The organism is Raineyella antarctica (assembly GCF_900092135.1).
GTDB classification, from domain to species: domain Bacteria; phylum Actinomycetota; class Actinomycetes; order Propionibacteriales; family Propionibacteriaceae; genus Raineyella; species Raineyella antarctica.
Map to the genome: position 1 here is coordinate 51,817 of NZ_FMYF01000011.1, position 14,266 is coordinate 66,082.

Annotated in this window: 13 protein-coding genes and 1 pseudogene; 8 read left to right on the top strand and 6 right to left on the bottom strand. The window is 68.5% G+C overall.

Annotated elements, in window-relative coordinates; translation table 11 throughout:
* Positions 1 to 28 precede the first annotated feature (28 nt).
* Positions 29 to 475, top strand: coding sequence for a CPP1-like family protein (locus tag GA0111570_RS14180; RefSeq protein ID WP_217634187.1), 447 nt, complete (start codon positions 29 to 31; stop codon positions 473 to 475).
* Positions 476 to 540: 65 nt separating this feature from the next.
* Here the strand turns inward: GA0111570_RS14180 and GA0111570_RS14185 are convergent, their stop codons facing one another.
* Complete coding sequence (locus GA0111570_RS14185; protein ID WP_092612695.1) at positions 541 to 1,365, bottom strand: ZIP family metal transporter; 825 nt, start codon at positions 1,363 to 1,365, stop codon at positions 541 to 543.
* A gap of 272 nt (positions 1,366 to 1,637) precedes the next feature.
* Here GA0111570_RS14185 and GA0111570_RS14190 point away from each other — a divergent pair, with 272 nt between their 5' ends.
* The gene (locus GA0111570_RS14190; RefSeq protein ID WP_092612698.1) at positions 1,638 to 2,333 is read left to right on the top strand and encodes a hypothetical protein; all 696 of its coding nucleotides are present in this window, start codon (positions 1,638 to 1,640) and stop codon (positions 2,331 to 2,333) included.
* Entirely contained in the window at positions 2,326 to 3,450 is a 1,125-nt protein-coding gene (locus GA0111570_RS14195; RefSeq protein WP_092612701.1) for an XRE family transcriptional regulator, read from the top strand. The genes GA0111570_RS14190 and GA0111570_RS14195 overlap by 8 nt, the downstream gene beginning before the upstream one ends.
* Before the next feature lie 431 nt (positions 3,451 to 3,881).
* Here GA0111570_RS14195 and GA0111570_RS14200 read toward each other — a convergent pair whose 3' ends face one another.
* From GA0111570_RS14200 to GA0111570_RS14215, 4 genes are all read right to left on the bottom strand, one after another.
* Positions 3,882 to 4,499 (bottom strand): DUF4913 domain-containing protein, encoded by a 618-nt coding sequence (locus GA0111570_RS14200; RefSeq protein WP_092612704.1) that lies wholly within the window; start codon positions 4,497 to 4,499, stop codon positions 3,882 to 3,884.
* Positions 4,500 to 4,501: 2 nt separating this feature from the next.
* On the bottom strand, positions 4,502 to 6,250 hold the full coding sequence (locus GA0111570_RS14205; RefSeq protein WP_092612707.1) for a type IV secretory system conjugative DNA transfer family protein: 1,749 nt from the start codon (positions 6,248 to 6,250) through the stop codon (positions 4,502 to 4,504).
* 111 nt (positions 6,251 to 6,361) lie between these two features.
* Positions 6,362 to 7,933 carry a hypothetical protein gene (locus GA0111570_RS14210; RefSeq protein WP_092612710.1) on the bottom strand — a complete coding sequence of 524 codons (1,572 nt, stop codon included), beginning with the start codon at positions 7,931 to 7,933 and terminating at the stop codon, positions 6,362 to 6,364.
* The gene (locus tag GA0111570_RS14215) at positions 7,933 to 9,438 is read right to left on the bottom strand and encodes an SCO6880 family protein (protein WP_092612713.1); all 1,506 of its coding nucleotides are present in this window, start codon (positions 9,436 to 9,438) and stop codon (positions 7,933 to 7,935) included. The genes GA0111570_RS14210 and GA0111570_RS14215 overlap by 1 nt, the downstream gene beginning before the upstream one ends.
* Before the next feature lie 335 nt (positions 9,439 to 9,773).
* Here GA0111570_RS14215 and GA0111570_RS17745 point away from each other — a divergent pair.
* Positions 9,774 to 10,031 (top strand): annotated as a pseudogene (locus GA0111570_RS17745) (IS30 family transposase); the annotation flags it as partial.
* 78 nt (positions 10,032 to 10,109) lie between these two features.
* Here the strand turns inward: GA0111570_RS17745 and GA0111570_RS14225 are convergent.
* On the bottom strand, positions 10,110 to 11,102 hold the full coding sequence (locus GA0111570_RS14225) for a patatin-like phospholipase family protein (protein WP_092612716.1): 993 nt from the start codon (positions 11,100 to 11,102) through the stop codon (positions 10,110 to 10,112).
* A 234-nt stretch (positions 11,103 to 11,336) separates the two neighbouring features.
* Between GA0111570_RS14225 and GA0111570_RS14230 the strand changes: the two genes are divergently transcribed.
* Genes GA0111570_RS14230 through GA0111570_RS14240 form a run of 4 tightly spaced genes read left to right on the top strand, consistent with a single transcriptional unit; the run spans position 11,337 to position 14,141 of the window.
* Positions 11,337 to 11,870, top strand: a complete 534-nt coding sequence (locus GA0111570_RS14230; protein ID WP_245703229.1) for a PadR family transcriptional regulator — start codon at positions 11,337 to 11,339, stop codon at positions 11,868 to 11,870.
* Positions 11,867 to 12,886 carry a zinc-binding alcohol dehydrogenase family protein gene (locus tag GA0111570_RS14235; RefSeq protein ID WP_217634188.1) on the top strand — a complete coding sequence of 340 codons (1,020 nt, stop codon included), beginning with the start codon at positions 11,867 to 11,869 and terminating at the stop codon, positions 12,884 to 12,886. Before GA0111570_RS14230 ends, GA0111570_RS14235 begins: the two co-directional genes overlap by 4 nt.
* The gene (locus GA0111570_RS18290; RefSeq protein WP_217634189.1) at positions 12,883 to 13,320 is read left to right on the top strand and encodes an MFS transporter; all 438 of its coding nucleotides are present in this window, start codon (positions 12,883 to 12,885) and stop codon (positions 13,318 to 13,320) included. Before GA0111570_RS14235 ends, GA0111570_RS18290 begins: the two co-directional genes overlap by 4 nt.
* Entirely contained in the window at positions 13,221 to 14,141 is a 921-nt protein-coding gene (locus GA0111570_RS14240) for an MFS transporter (RefSeq protein WP_217634190.1), read from the top strand. Before GA0111570_RS18290 ends, GA0111570_RS14240 begins: the two co-directional genes overlap by 100 nt.
* The last annotated feature ends 125 nt before the right edge of the window (positions 14,142 to 14,266 follow it).

Below are 14,266 nucleotides of genomic sequence, written 5' to 3' on the forward strand. Positions count from 1 at the left end.
CCCCGCAGAAACAGAAGAGGAAGCTGCCATGGACACCACGACCGCGCCCGCCTCCGGACCACCGACCCCGGTCGGGGCCTCAGCATCCCTCGACACTGCACGCCGCCCAAGCCGGTGGCGCACCGCCTGGGCAAGTATCCGCGCCGCGATCGGTGCCCTGCTGGGCCTGGTCCCCCACGTCATGCACCACATCGGCATCCTCGCCGGCGCCGCCCTCCTCACCGGCGTATTCGGCAATACCGTGCTCTACGCCGCCGGGCTGCTCCTCAGCATCCCCCTGCTCAACCGCCTCCGGAAGCGGTTCGGCACCTGGAAGGCACCCGCCATCGGTGTCGCCGTCTTCACCGCCATGTTCCTGCTCTCCGCCCTCATCATCGGACCAGCCATCAATCGCGCGGGAACCGGGCCCGCACCCCAGACACCCCTCCCGGCGACCAGTACCCCCGCCGACCATGAAGCCCACCACGGCGGTTAGTCGACGCCCAGGTCATGTTGCTGGCGTACGAGAGCGGTTCGTCAGGGGGAGGGGCTGCGCGTGGCTCAGGCTCCGGCCAGGGTCACGATTGCGTCGGTGGCGAAGCCGAGGAACAGGCCGATGAAGACGCCCCAGGTCGTGATGATCTTCATGTTCTGGCGACGCGCGACGGCGAGCAGCTCGATCACGACGTAGAGGATCGAGCCCGCGGCCAGTGTCAGGAACGCCACGCTGACCAGGTCGTTGGAGAACTGCTGGCCGACGATGGTGCCGAGGAATGTCGGACCACCGCCGATCAGGCCGAGGAGGGCGAGGTAGCCCCAGGAGGGACGTTCGTGTTGGGCGGCCATCGGGGCGACGATTCCGAAGCCTTCGGTGCCGTTGTGGATGGCGAAACCGATGACCAGCAGGATCGCCAACTGGGTGGCGCCGGTCGCGGCACTGTTGCCGATCGCGAGCCCCTCGGCGAAGTTGTGCAGGCCGATCCCGACGGCGATCATCAGCGAGAGCGCGTGGGCCGAGGAGGTGTGCGCGATCACTCCGGTCGCGGTGGTGGCCCCGGGTCCTTCGCGGCGCCCCGAGGGCTTCGCGCGTGCGGCCACCCAGCGGTCGAAGTACACCAGGCCCAGCAGTCCGACCGCGAGACCGACGGCGAAGACGATGGAGGTGGCGAGGACCCCGGTGACGTCCTTGTCCGTCAGGCCCTTGTCGATGGGCTCCCAGGCGTGGGCCAGCACGTCCCACAGCAGGAACACCAGGATGCCGACGGCCAGCGCGTTCAACCACACGCGTGTCCTGGGTAGTGCGGCCTTGACTCTGCCCAAGGGCAGTCCCAGGAAGATGGTCAGCCCGGCGATCAGGCCAAGCGCAACCACATTGGTGGAGCTCATTGCACGTCCTCTCGAAGCGTGGAAGTTAGGTTAACCTAACCTTGCTTCGGCAGCGTAGGGCTCGCCGCCTCCCCACCACAAATCGGCGGGCCTTCTGCTGCCGTCTCCGTTCAGGTGAAGGTTCCGGCGGGCGACGGTTCGGCGGGCAAGTGTGCACAGAGGGCCTGCTCCGGATGATTGGCTGAAGCATTGATGCGCGAATCATGTGCCATACTGAAGTCAGTTCTGGCTGCCTTCCGCGATGCCGGACGATCCTTCAGGAGGTTCCGCGTATGGTTCAGGACTCGCCCGCCCAGGCTCTTGGCGCGGACGCCGCCGGTGCCCGTGATGTTCTCGTTGAGGTTGTGCGTTCTGTTCATGAACGCTTCGCGGAGGCGCATCAGGTGTCGGGGTCGCGGTACGCGATGGGGTTCGGCAGCCAGTGGCGCGACCTGTTGGATGATGCTCATGAGGCATTCGCATCGCGCGGCTTCCGGTCGCAGAAGCTGGCTCCGGCGGGATATCGGCTCCCGGTCGTCGGGAGCTGCTTGATCTACGTGTGGCGGGGCAACGCGGACACGGCGAGTAACTTCGCCTCGAGCCCGACCCGGCAGAGCGGGTTCGGTGCAGTGCCCCTGCCGCAGGCGATGCTGATCGAGCCCAGCTTCGCTGACTGGGGTGAGTCGATCGATGAGTCTGGCGAGACGTCGGTGCCCAACCCTCAGACTGTGCTGAGGCAGGTCGACGACCCGATGACGCTGGTGCTGGTGATCGTCGACTCGTCGCCGCGGCAGCTGCAGTCCATCCAGTGGGCGATCGCCGTCCTCGACGAGGCCGGCAAGGTTCAGCTGTACGGGCAGGAAAGCATCTGGGAACCGGAGCTCGCCGTCGTTGGCCAGGCTTCCGAGGTGGAGTCGTTCGACAGCGGCACACCGGTCGCGCCCGTGGTGGAACTGCAGAAGCAGGAGGGGCCACACTCTGATGCGTGAGGACACCCCCACCCTGTTTGACCTGTCGACTACCGGGAGGGGTCAGGGTCGGTTCGAACCGGCCCGGCTGACCCAGGCCCGCGTCCGCCTCGGGATGAGCAAGACCGATCTTGCTGCCGAGGTCGGCGTGTCGGCTGCCGCTATCGGACAGTACGAAGCCGGCGTCAACTCGCCTCGAGCCGAGGTGCTCGAGCGGCTGGCGCGGGCACTGAAGGTCCGCCCTGGGTTCTTCAGCGCCGGTCGCCCGTTGGCACGTATCGACACCGTGAACGCGCACTTTCGAAGCTTGCGGTCGGCCCGTGTGAGCGACCGTCAGAAGGCACTGGCCACGGCGACCCTGGTGTGGGAACTGACGTTCGCGCTCGAGCGGTTCGTGAAGCTTCCTGAGGTGGATCTTCCCAAGGTCCAGCCCGGATCCGCACCCGCTGATGCCGCCATGATTCTGCGACGGCACTGGGGGCTGCCAGAGGGGCCGGTCAAGCACCTGGTTGCCGCGGCGGAGTCCCACGGCATCATCACCGTGATCAGGCCTGTGGGAGAGATCGACGCGGTGGACGCCTTCTCGGTGGTGATCGTGGATCGCCCCATCATCATCACCACGCCGCGCCGGAGCCAGAACGTCTTCCGGCACAGGTTCTCGATCGCGCACGAGATCGGGCACCTGCTCCTGCACGGGGAGGCCGGTGAGCACAGCGCGGCGATCGAGCGGGAAGCCGACGAGTTCGCTGCGGCGTTTCTGACGCCCGCGGCCTCAATGGATGCCGCGCTTCCGCAGCGGCTCGACCTGGCGGCTCTGGACCGACTGGGGAGGACCTGGGGTGTCTCGCCTCAATCGCTGGTCCGTCGGATGGTCGAGAGGGGGCGCACCACCGAGTCATCGGCCCGACGGGCCTACCAGCGCCTGGCTATGGCCGACGATCCCTCAGCCGACCCGACCAGCGCCTATCCAGGGGAGGTGCCGACGCTCCTGAGGAAGGCCGTCGACCTTGCCGCGGATCATGGTGGGGGAGTGCCTGCTCTCGCCGAAGTCCTCAAGCTCAACCCGGGACAGGTCCGTGACCTGCTGGGCGAGGCCGACCAGCGCCCCGTGCTGCGCCTCGTCCGCGACGAGAACTGAATCCCGGCATGGACGTACACATGCACGAGCTGAACATCTAAGCCTTGAGGAGGCGCATGGGGGGAGCGCCTCCTCAAGGCCCGCCTCAGTGTAGTGAGTCGATCGTCCAACTGCGTTGCTGGATCAAGGTGATGCCTGACACAGACTGGCGGTAGCTGGCATTTGGCTCGACTCGTCAGACTGACTCCTCCCCGAGGTGAGCGGGCAGCGAAGGCCGACGCCCTGGTCGGGGTCCGGGAGGGTGACACGCTATCCCGCTATACCAGCTAAGCCAGATAGGCCAGATAGGCCAGCTAAGCCAGCTAAGCCAGATAGGCCGGCTATGCCGGGTATCCGTTCCTGTCTCGTCAAGGTGTGAAACCGGGCGGACGGTAAAGATACGCAGTCCGACTTCCCTGGGCGTTCACGTGCGGCTTCTGCTGCTTCCCCTCTCACGTGAAGATGCCCTCGGGTGGTGGTTCGACGGTCCAGGGGGGTAGTTGGTCGTGTTCGCCGGTGATGGGGTGGCATTTGCGGAAGGGGCCGGTGGGGGCGGTGAGTTGGTGCATGAGGGGGTCGGCGTAGGTGAGGAGCCAGGTGGCGATGCCGAGGGGGCCTTCGTAGCGGAGGGCTTCCCAGGTGCGCCAGAGGGCTTCGATGCGGGTGTAGGCCTCGGCGTGGAGCCACCATTTGGTGCACCAGCGGGCTTCGGGTCCGCGGCGCCACATGGGGAGGAGGTAGCCGGTCAGCCAGTCGGCGGAGGTGGCGTAGAGCATGGGGCGGTCGTCGGCGGCGGCCGCCTGTTCGAGGTCGTCGGTGACGGTGGTCGCATACGCCTCGGCGTCGGCCTCGATGGCGCCGGCCCGCAGGGCATCGACCTTGCCCTGTGCCCGGTCGAGGGCGTCCTGGGCTGCGAGGACGTCGGCCGAGGACCCGGTCGCGATCGCGCCGTCGAGGACGGCCTGGGCAGCGCGGAGCTCCTGTTCGGCCGCCTGCAGCGGGGACCCGGTCGCCTCCTGGCTGGCGGCCTCGTCGCTGGTCGTCTGGTCGTTGGTCGTGGTCTCGCTCATGATCACTCCTGCACTGCTGCGAGCTTGCTGTAGTAGGTCTCGGAGGCGCGGATCGCCTCGGCGTGGTCGGTTTGGCTCCAGTGGACGAGTTCGACCAGGGCGGCGGGGGCGCCGGAGGAGAGCATGATCGCGCGGCCGCGGGGGAGGGAGGCGAGTTCGGCGGGTTCGAGGATCGCCTCACGTTGCAGGCGGGTGGAGGTCGAGCGGCCCGAGTCGAACAGGCCCGCGGACTTGCCGGAGGTGGAGGTGTCGTGGCGGATGATGTCGTGGTCCCCGATGAGGCGGGAGGTGTTGGTGAGGAAGTCGGCTTGGGCGATGCCGGCGCCGATGACGCGCAGGTTCGCGGCGGACCAGAGTTTTTCCATGCCGTCGCGTCCCCAGGCGGCGACGCCTTGGTTCCAGGACTGCAGGAACGTGGAGATGACGATGCCGCGGGACCCGAAGTGGGAGTAGAGGTCGGGTAGGTCGGGCCAGCGCACGACGTTGGCGGCCTCGTCGAGGATGACCATCAGCGGGACGGGGAGCCGGCCGGCGGGGGAGTGGGAGGCGTAGGTTTCGCCGGCTCGCACGACGGCGACGGTGAGGGCGGCGGCGATGGCGCGGGCGGTGCCGCGTCCTTCCATGGAGACCAGGTAGAGGGTCTGGGTGGAGCGGACGAATTGGTCGGGCCGGAACTGCGGCCGGTCCTTCTCGGTGCCGCCGGTGCTGGGGGTGATCCAGGGGAGCAGGTCGGGGTTGGTGAGCCAGGTGATCATTTTGGCGGCGGTCCCGATGACGCCGTCGCGTTGGCGTTCGGAGAGGGCGATGATGGCGAACAGGGTGGTCGCGGGGCCCGAATGTCCGGCCATCCGGAGGATGAGGGCGGGATCTTCGTCGTCGGGGTTGGACGCCCACCGGTAAACCGTGGTGATGGGCTCATCGCCGGTGGCGGCGGCCAGGAGGAGGCAGGCGAGGTAGTTGGTGGCGGCGGTGTCGAAGTAGGCGTCGGTGCGCGCATCGGTGTCCTTGCTCGCGGCGGCGAACAGGGCGGCCATCTCCTCGGCTTGGGCGATGCCGGTGACGTAGGAGAGCGGGTTCCACCACCAGGACGGTTCCTCGCCGATGATGTTTTGGGGGTCGAAGACCCACACGGTTCCGGTGAGGGCGCGGGGGCCGCGGGTCTGGTCGACGAGGTCGCGTTTGTTGGTGGTGGCGAGGGCGGGGCCGGCGGTTTCGAGGAGTTGGGGGACGCAGACGCAGGAGGTTTTGCCGGCGCGGGGGCCCATGATCCAGACCTGGACCCATTCCCAGGAGGACCGCAACTCGGCCCCGCCGGGAATCAGCTTGCCGACGGGGACGCCGTCGGAGGCCCGCGTCGCGCCGAGGCGTTCGGCGTCGGCGCGCGCCCCGGCAGGCAACATGCTGATGAGGTCTTTCTCGTGGGCCATCGAGGCGGCCTTCCCATCGACGCGGGTCCGCCCTGCTGTCAGGGAGCGGAGCGCACGGATGCCCACCACGACGCCTGCGCTGATTCCGGTCAGGACGAGGAGGGTCAGGGCGGCCTGGCCCGGCCCGATCCGGGTGAGGCCGCGGGTCAGTTCGGCCAGGTAGGCGCCGGGGGAGGCCTTGGTTGATCCCAGCAGCCGGCCGCTGCCCCACAGGGTTCCCCAGATGACCATGATCACGGCGACGGCGCCGAGGGCCCAGAGCCAGCGTTCTTCGCCGGCCGGATCCTGACGGCGGGCCCGGTTGTCCTTCAGGCGATTCGTCATGGCTTCACCTCCTCGGTGCGGGGTGTGGTCGAGTGCTGGTCGCTGCCGGCAGCCAGCGGTCCTCTCGGGCTGGATCCTGACGGCGGGCCCGGTTGTCCTTCAGACGCCCTGTCATCGGTCACCCCTGGTCTGGTCATGGCTCGACGTGGCGGTCTTGGGGGTGTGGGTGAGGGCGGCCCAGCGTTTGTTGGTGTCGTTGACGGCGCGTTCGGAGGCGGTGAGGTGGACCTGGAAGGGGGTGCCGGGGGCCTTGCCGGTCTTCAGCAGGAAGCAGCCCTGGCCGGGTGGTGCTGTGGCGGTGTGGGTGCGGGGGTCGATGTTGGCCTGTTCGGACCACGACGCGATCAGCGCGACCTCACGCTCAGAGAGGTCGAAGACGTCGCGCAGGTTGCCCATTTCTTTGTCGGCCAGGCCGCCGAGGAAGACCATGGAGGAGCGTTCGACGAACCCCCACGCGCGCTGGGTGAGGTCGTCTCGGCTCAGTTTGAGGTCGGCCATGGTGTGGGTGATCATGACTTGTCCGATGCCCATCTGGCGGTTCAGGCGGGTGATCGCGTCGCAGAGGTCGACCATGCCTTCCCAGGCGCGCAGCATCCGCCACAGTTCGTCCATCACCAGGAAGTGGATGACCTGGTCGATGATGTGGTCGTCGGCGGCGTACTGGGCGGCGGCGACGGCTGAGGAGCCGTAGCTCCAGCAGACGGCTTGGGCGGCGGCCTGCAGCAGGGTGTCGTCGTCGGTGACCGCCGAGACGTCGAAGCAGGTCGGAACACCCAGGCGCAGCGGCTGCGACGTGGGGCGGGCGAACACGGCCCCGAAGGGGCCGTCCTCACCCAGGGCCATCAGCCCTTCCTCGAGGCCCTCGGTCTCTTGCTGGTATTTGTCCTCGCTGCCCCGGTCCAGGGCGACGTAGCGCAGTTCGGCGGGCTGGGCGCGGATGATGGCCAGCACGTCACCGACCAGGAGCTCCCGGTCGGTGACCTGCTCATCCAGGAGCCGCATCGCGACGTTGAGGATGTTCTGCTCCCGCGCCGTGATCGCGGTATGGCGGACCAGCTCGATCAGGCTGGCCAGGATCGCCAGGCGCCGGGCCCGCAGATCAGCGCTGGCGCGTTCCCTGGCCCGCGGACTCATCTGTTCCAGCAGCCCGCGGACGGGGCCGGGGTCGAGCGGGTTGATGGACCCGACACCGCGCCCCACCCGGATCACGTCGCCGCCGATGGCACCGATCAGGTCGACGTAGTCGGGTTTGAGGTCGGCCATGATCATCGGCACGACCCCGGCGTGGGTCAGGCCGACCACGAGGCGCCGCACCAGGGAGGACTTGCCCTTGCCGGGCCGGCCCAGCACGAACGCCGACGGCGTATCGACCAGGCGACGTTCGAACCAGGAGATGGGGTCGGCGCACATCGTCTGGCCGTTCATCAAATGCTTGCCCAGGGGCACCCCGACCAGCGGGGTCCCGGCGCCGGCAGCGAAGGGGTAGAGGCCACAGACCTGGACGGTGGTGCCGCGGTATTCGGGGGTCGGGCTGATCGGCCCGGCCGCGCCGCCACCACGCCCACCCCACCCCCACGCGCCCGGCCGACCGCCCAGGCGCTTCTTGGTGCCCGCCGGCCCGGCCGCGTGGCGCGGAGCCCGCAAGTCCTTCTGCTCGTCCTTGCTCAACGTCAGATTGGCCATCACAGGGCGTCCTTCCACTCGGCCGGGATCGCGGTGTGTTCGGGCAGGACCAAGCCGAGAGGCAGTCCGGCGGCGAACGTGGCGGCCTGTGTCCAGGTCGCGGGGCGCAGCTTGAGCCGAGAGGCCGCGGACAGCTGGCGGATCGTCTCGATGATCTTCGACAGATCAGTCGGGTCGAGCACCGTGGCGGTGATGATCACGCCGAAGCGGATCATGCCTGCGCCGGTCGCTTCCTCGTTCGCGGTCTGTTGGGCGTGACGCAGCCGCAGGGAGTCCCGCGATGTGGCCTGCTTGTTGTTGTTCAGCACGAACAGGGCGTTCTGGACTTCGCCCTCCACGACGCGAGCGGAGGTCTCCATGGTCAGCGGCCGGTAGACCAGCGTGACGCGCTTGCGCGGGATCTCCGGGTGCGGGGCGAGCAGACGTGCCAGCACGTCGGAGTGGACGATGCTGCGAGGAGCCTGGAGCATCTCCCACGACATGCTCCACGCGCGATCATGACGGTAGACGTCCGGGCGGCGGTCATCGGCGAACGTCGGCCCGGCCTGCTGCCAGGTCAGGCCCGTCCCGCCCGCCGCACGCGCTTCCTCCACGTCGGTAGCGACCGAGGGATCGTAGGCGACCCGTACGGCATCGACCAGGTCCTGGCCCGTCATCGGGGTGGGTTGCTGGCCGGCCCCCGACTCCCGCAGCATCACCAGCATCGACGGCAGAGCGTTACCGATCCGCCTGATCATCTCCTCGGTCGGCCGCTTGGGGCCGCCCGGAGCCGTGCGGGAGCGGAACGTCACGGAGATCCGGGTGGTCATCTGTGCCTGACCGGCAGGGTAGGCGGCCTTGATCTCGCCCATCACCTGATCGGCGAAGGCGGCCGAGGGGCCGTGAGTCGCGCGGCGCGCCTCGATCATGTGGCGCAGCCGCACCCCCGGATCGGGCGCGGTCTCGATCGAGACCTGGGCGCCGGCGATGTCGGTCTGCTCCTGGCCCAGCATCGCCAGCCACTGACCCCAGATGGCGACCTGGCGGTCGATCTTGTCCGCATCCACCAGGTCCATTCCGGTGGAGGCTCCCTCGATCACCACGCTGTAATGGTCGGTGGAGGGAACGTGGACGATCCCGAACGGGGTCCCGTAGGCATCGGTGGCCTCGATCAGTTCCGATGCGGCCAGCAGCCCGGGCAGGCGGGCCTGCCCGTCACGCGTCATGCCGCAGGGGCCCTGCAGCAGCACCGCCGATCCGGTGTGCGCCATCCGGGCCTTGGCGGCCCGGACGAAGAACTTCTCGTAGAGGGTCATCCCCGTGGCCGGACTCTTGGCCAGGAGGGGGAGCATGAGCGCTCCCGTGGCGAAGAAGACCACGACCGCGCCCAGGAACCCCTGGGTCATGGCGGCGATGATCATCGCGACCGCTCCGAGGGCGAGCAGCGCGGTCGCTGCCATGCTTACCCCCGCGATGCCCTTGATCTGGGGCCGGGTCCAGTTGCCGTACGTCGTGGATTCGCTCATCGGTCTTCCCCTTCGTTAGTGCTCAGCGGGCCGCCGTCCGGCAACGGCGCCTCGATGCGTGTGTACCGGGGCCCGCGGATGACCGGGCGAGACGCAGGAAGCTGGCTGCCGCCCCTGGGTGCAGAACCGCCAGTCGTCGCAGCCGCAGTCTCCTTGGGCTCCATCGGGATCGGCCGTCGACGATTCGGCGCCTGCCGCCGGGGCGGACAGCAGACGTGATCCGGCGTTCCGTAGGCCTGACCAGGTGAGCTTCTTCGGCGTCATATGACCCGTGTCACTTTTCTGGCCCCTGATCTAGGTCGGTTCACCTGCCCGACGGGCACACGACCGCCGCCCGGTTCGCCTTGACCTGGGACCAGGGCACGGAGACGGGCGCCCATGACCGAATCGCCGACCTGTTCGATGAGGGCGTGTTCTTCGCCCATGCCGGTAAGCCGTGGCAGCGAGGCAGCAACGAAGACACCAATGGGCTGCTGCGTCAGTACTTCCCCAAAGGGACCGACCTGCGCCTCCACACGGCCGATTCTCTGCAGGCCGTCGCCCAGCGCCTCAACGACCGCCCACGCAAGACACTCGGCTGGCGCACACAGGCTCACGTCTTCCAGCCAGGAGACGCGCAAATTTCTGGCAGTGTTGCGACGATCACTCGAATCCGTCGATCGGGTCGGGCCTCAGCGCCAGAATTCGCTGAGCTGCTCGGCAAGGGTGCTGCCTTGGTTGTACCCGGCTCGAGCAGCGGGCTGGCGCGTCGACAGATCCATCAGATTGGCGCCGAATGCGTTGAGGGATTCGCTATCCGGAAGGATGGTCCCGACTCTGCTGCCTGCTGCGCGGAGTTCGTCGACCTGCGCCGCGAGTTGCATGCCCCAGTCCAACGGGTGCCGTGTTCTGCCGCCAAGTGGTGACAACACGAGCACCCGCTCATATCCGGCTGCCAGGTCGGCGTTCTCGTTGCGTCGGTAGCCCCCATCGATGTAGTGGCTGTCGCCGATGCCATAGGGGAGGCCACTGGCACAGCTGGCGGCGACGGCGTCCGCCAGGTCGACTCCGCTGTGGCGGTCGAACACGACCGGTTCACCGGTATGGGCGTCGACCGCTGTGATGAGCATCGTTCGTTGCGGCCAGTGCTGGCTGGGCAGCCGGGAGGCGACGGTGGTGCGCCATTGCGTCTGCCAGGACCCGTCCGACGCCGCGACCATGTCGAGCGCCGCCGCGCCCATCTTGCGGCGCATGTCGGCAGCATCCTCAGCGGAGGCGATGATCTCGCTCGTCCTCCGCATCTGGTCGGACACCCGCCCGATGGGAGCGCGTCCACGGTCGGATCCTGCCGGACCGGTCCGTTGCTGGGGGACAGCGGCAAGGATGGCGGCAAGTAGTTGGGGCGGGGTCGCGCCAGCCAGCTGGGCCGCGGCAGTCGATCCCGCCGACGTGCCAATGACCAGATCGGCTTCGGTCACATCCAATCCGGCATCGAAGAGGCCGGCGATGACGCCGATCAGCCAGGCGTTGCCCGCCGATCCGCCACCGCCGAGGACCAACGCTCGCTTGCCAGCGGCGCCTGGCCGCTGGGTGGGGTCAACCTGCGGCTGGTCCTGGTCGGACCTCGGCCGGTCGGAGGCCGTCGTCGAAACGGAGTGCAGAGGTGAAGAAGGTGTGGTGTTCATGGGAGTCGTCTTTCGCGATTTGCCTGTCAGGCGCTCCCGGTGGCGACTAGCTCAGCCGCGCGATCGTGGACTGCAGGGGAGCACCCATTGTGGATACTGCGTTCATGGGACTCACCTCCTGCCGATGGATCACGATCACTTGAACGCTAGCACGCGCGCGACGCGGCGGGAACGGGCAACTCCTGCGCTTCGTTATATAGCGAATCGTAGGACTAGGCTGGTGCCGTGATCGAGATGATGATCCTCGGCTTCCTCGCCGAGCAGGCACTGCACGGCTACGAGCTGCGCCGGCGGATGGAGCAGTTGTTCGGCCACGCCCGCCCGATCAGCTACGGGACGGTGTACCCGGCGATCAATCGCCTGGAGCGTGCCGGACTGCTCCGCAAGGAGTCGGGCCCACGGAAGGCGGGGGCTGCGCCGGTCACGCTGCACCTGACCGACGCCGGGCGCGCCGAGCTGCTGGGGCGGCTGCGATCGGTGTCCGGGCAGGACGTGACCGACGGCCACCACTTCATGGTGGTGCTCGCCTTCCTGTCGCTGCTGCCCGACCAGGCCGAGCGGGACGCGGTGCTGCAGCGTCGGCTCGACTTCCTGTCCCAGCCGGCCAGCTTCTTCTACGACGGCGACCGGCCCCTCAGGGTCGACGACATCACCGACCCCTACCGGTGCGGGATCCTGATCTCCGCACGGGCCACCAGCCGCGCCGAACGGGCCTGGCTCCGCGAACAGCTACAGGTGACTGCGGGAACCGATGGAGGCAACGAATGAGCGCCTTGAAAGTCAACGCCATGATGCGCGCAGTGGTGCTCGACGGTCCCGGGGACGTGTCGAAGCTCCGGCTCACCCAGGTGCCGATCCCCACCCCGCAGCCCGGCTGGGTGCTGATCAGGGTGCAGGCCTTCGGGCTCAACCGGTCCGAATTGTTCACCCGCCGCGGATACTCCGGCGACGACGTCACGTTCCCCCGGATCCTGGGGATCGAGGCGGCCGGGGTGGTCGTGTCGGCGCCCGCCGGCGAGTTCGAGGCCGGCCAGCAGGTGGTGGCACTGATGGGCGGGATGGGACGTACGTTCGACGGCGGCTACGCCGAGTACACCTGCGTGCCGGCCACGCAGGTGATCCCCTTCGAATCGCACCTGCCTTGGTCGGTCATCGGCGCGGTGCCCGAGATGCTGCGGACGGCGTACGGCTCCCTGACCGTCGTCCTGGACGCGCAGGCGGGACAGTCGCTGCTGGTCCGCGGCGGCACCTCGTCGGTGGGAATGTGCGCTGCGGTTCTGGCCAAGCGGCGGGGCCTCACTGTCCTCTCCACGACCCGCAACCCGGCCAAGGCCCGCTCATTGACTGCGCTCGTCGTTGATCACGTGCTGATCGACAATGGCGAGGTCGCCGCCCAGGTCCATGCCATCCTCCCCGAGGGCGTGGATGCGGCGATCGAACTGGTGGGCACCACCACCCTGCCCGACACCCTGCGGGCGACCAGGGTGCACGGCACCGTCTGCTTCACGGGCATGCTCTCCGACACCTGGACAGTGAAGGACTTCTACCCGATCGACTACCTGCCGCAGGGCGTACGCCTCACCGCCTACTCCGGGGATGCGGCCGACCTGCCCGGTGCCGTCCTGCAGGAGTTCCTGGACGACGTGGCAGCCGGCCGTGCGCAGGTGCCGATCGACCGCGTCTTCGCCCTCGAGCAGATCCGTGAGGCGCACAGCCGGATGGAGGCGGGCGAGGCGAGCGGCAAGCTGGTCGTCCTCACGGAGGCAGAAGGCGTACGCGGATGAGCCTCTCCCTGACCCGCCGACGTACGCCCCCGACCGGCGCCGTACCGGTCACCGCGCTCCTGATCGGCACGATCGCCCTGCAGTCCGCGGTGCCGCCGTTCGCCACCGACATGTACACGCCCGCGTTTCCCCATGTCACCGCTGGTCTGGACACGACGGCGGCGTTGGTCGGGCTCACCCTGACCGCGTTCTTCCTCGGGTTCGCCGCCGGCCAACTGGCAGGCGGGCCGTGGTCGGACCAGCACGGTCGGCGGATGCCGCTGATCGTCGGGGGTGTGGTCTGCATGTCGGTGCGATCGGCTGCGCCCTGGCGCCCTCGATCGGCGTTCTGGTCGTGGCTCGGGTCGTCCAAGGGATCGGGGGCGGTATCGCTGCGGCCGTGGCGAGGGCGGTGGTCGTCGACGTGGCCAGGGGTGACCTTCTGGCCAGGCTGATGTCGGTGCTGCAGGCCATCGGCGGACTCGCTCCGATGATCGCCCCCGTCGTGGGAGCCCTCGTCATCACTGTCGGATCCTGGCGCGACATCTTCTGGACGCTGGCCGGCTTCGGCGCGCTGATGGTGCTGACAGCCGTCTGGTTCGTCCCCGAGACACTGCCTCCCGAGCGTCGCCATCGAGGGGGAGTGCTCCAATCCCTCGCGGGAATGGGGCAGCTGGTGAGGATCCCGCCCTTCGTCGGCTACGCCCTCACCGCCACCTTCTCCGGCTTCACGATGATGGCCTACATCGCCAACTCCTCCTACGTACTCCAGGTCATGAAGGGCATCCCGCCGATCGCCTTCTCGCTGTTCTTCGCGTCCACCGCGCTGGCGCAGGTGGTGGTGTCGGTCGTCAACGCCCGCCTGATCGGACGGTTCCGGCCGCACGCCATGATCACGGTCGGGCTCATCGCGTCCGCCGTCGCCGTCATCGCCCTCACCCTCGGCGTGCTCGTCTGGGACACGCCGCTGGTGCTGACCTGTCTCGGTTTCCTGGTGCTGATGGCCTCCCAGGGGTTGGTCTTCGGCAACAGCGGCGCACTGGCCTCGATGCAGGCCACCCACATCGCGGGCTCGGCCGCCGCGGTCCAGGGCGTGGCGAGCGCGCTGGCGATGGCCGCAGCAGCGCCCCTGGCGTCCTCCGGCGGTGGCGACTCGGCAGTCCCGATGATCGCGGTGATGCTGGCCGGGTCCGCCATCAGTGCCGCCAGTTTCGTGTTCCTCACGCGACCGACCGGTCACCGGGAAGTTGAGCCGGGCGCGCGGGAGGGAGCCTGAAGCTGCGGGGAGCGCATACAGCACCGGCGCCACAGGTCCCGAGCACTTTCCCCCACCCGACCAAACCTCGGACCACTGCCCGATGACCCTGACGCCGACGGGCAGGCACTGCTGATTTCTGGGCG

Excerpts from the sequence above, each read along its gene's own strand:
- GA0111570_RS14235 (WP_217634188.1), top strand. The coding sequence starts at position 11,867 with ATGAGCGCCTTGAAAGTCAACGCCATGATGCGCGCAGTGGTGCTCGAC.
- GA0111570_RS14225 (WP_092612716.1), bottom strand. The coding sequence starts at position 11,102 with ATGAACACCACACCTTCTTCACCTCTGCACTCCGTTTCGACGACGGCC.
- GA0111570_RS14210 (WP_092612710.1), bottom strand. The coding sequence starts at position 7,933 with ATGGCCAATCTGACGTTGAGCAAGGACGAGCAGAAGGACTTGCGGGCT.
- GA0111570_RS14195 (WP_092612701.1), top strand. The coding sequence starts at position 2,326 with ATGCGTGAGGACACCCCCACCCTGTTTGACCTGTCGACTACCGGGAGG.
- GA0111570_RS14205 (WP_092612707.1), bottom strand. The coding sequence starts at position 6,250 with ATGACGAATCGCCTGAAGGACAACCGGGCCCGCCGTCAGGATCCGGCC.
- GA0111570_RS14230 (WP_245703229.1), top strand. The coding sequence starts at position 11,337 with ATGATGATCCTCGGCTTCCTCGCCGAGCAGGCACTGCACGGCTACGAG.
- GA0111570_RS14215 (WP_092612713.1), bottom strand. The coding sequence starts at position 9,438 with ATGAGCGAATCCACGACGTACGGCAACTGGACCCGGCCCCAGATCAAG.
- GA0111570_RS14190 (WP_092612698.1), top strand. The coding sequence starts at position 1,638 with ATGGTTCAGGACTCGCCCGCCCAGGCTCTTGGCGCGGACGCCGCCGGT.
- GA0111570_RS14180 (WP_217634187.1), top strand. The coding sequence starts at position 29 with ATGGACACCACGACCGCGCCCGCCTCCGGACCACCGACCCCGGTCGGG.
- GA0111570_RS14185 (WP_092612695.1), bottom strand. The coding sequence starts at position 1,365 with ATGAGCTCCACCAATGTGGTTGCGCTTGGCCTGATCGCCGGGCTGACC.
- GA0111570_RS14200 (WP_092612704.1), bottom strand. The coding sequence starts at position 4,499 with ATGAGCGAGACCACGACCAACGACCAGACGACCAGCGACGAGGCCGCC.
- GA0111570_RS18290 (WP_217634189.1), top strand. The coding sequence starts at position 12,883 with ATGAGCCTCTCCCTGACCCGCCGACGTACGCCCCCGACCGGCGCCGTA.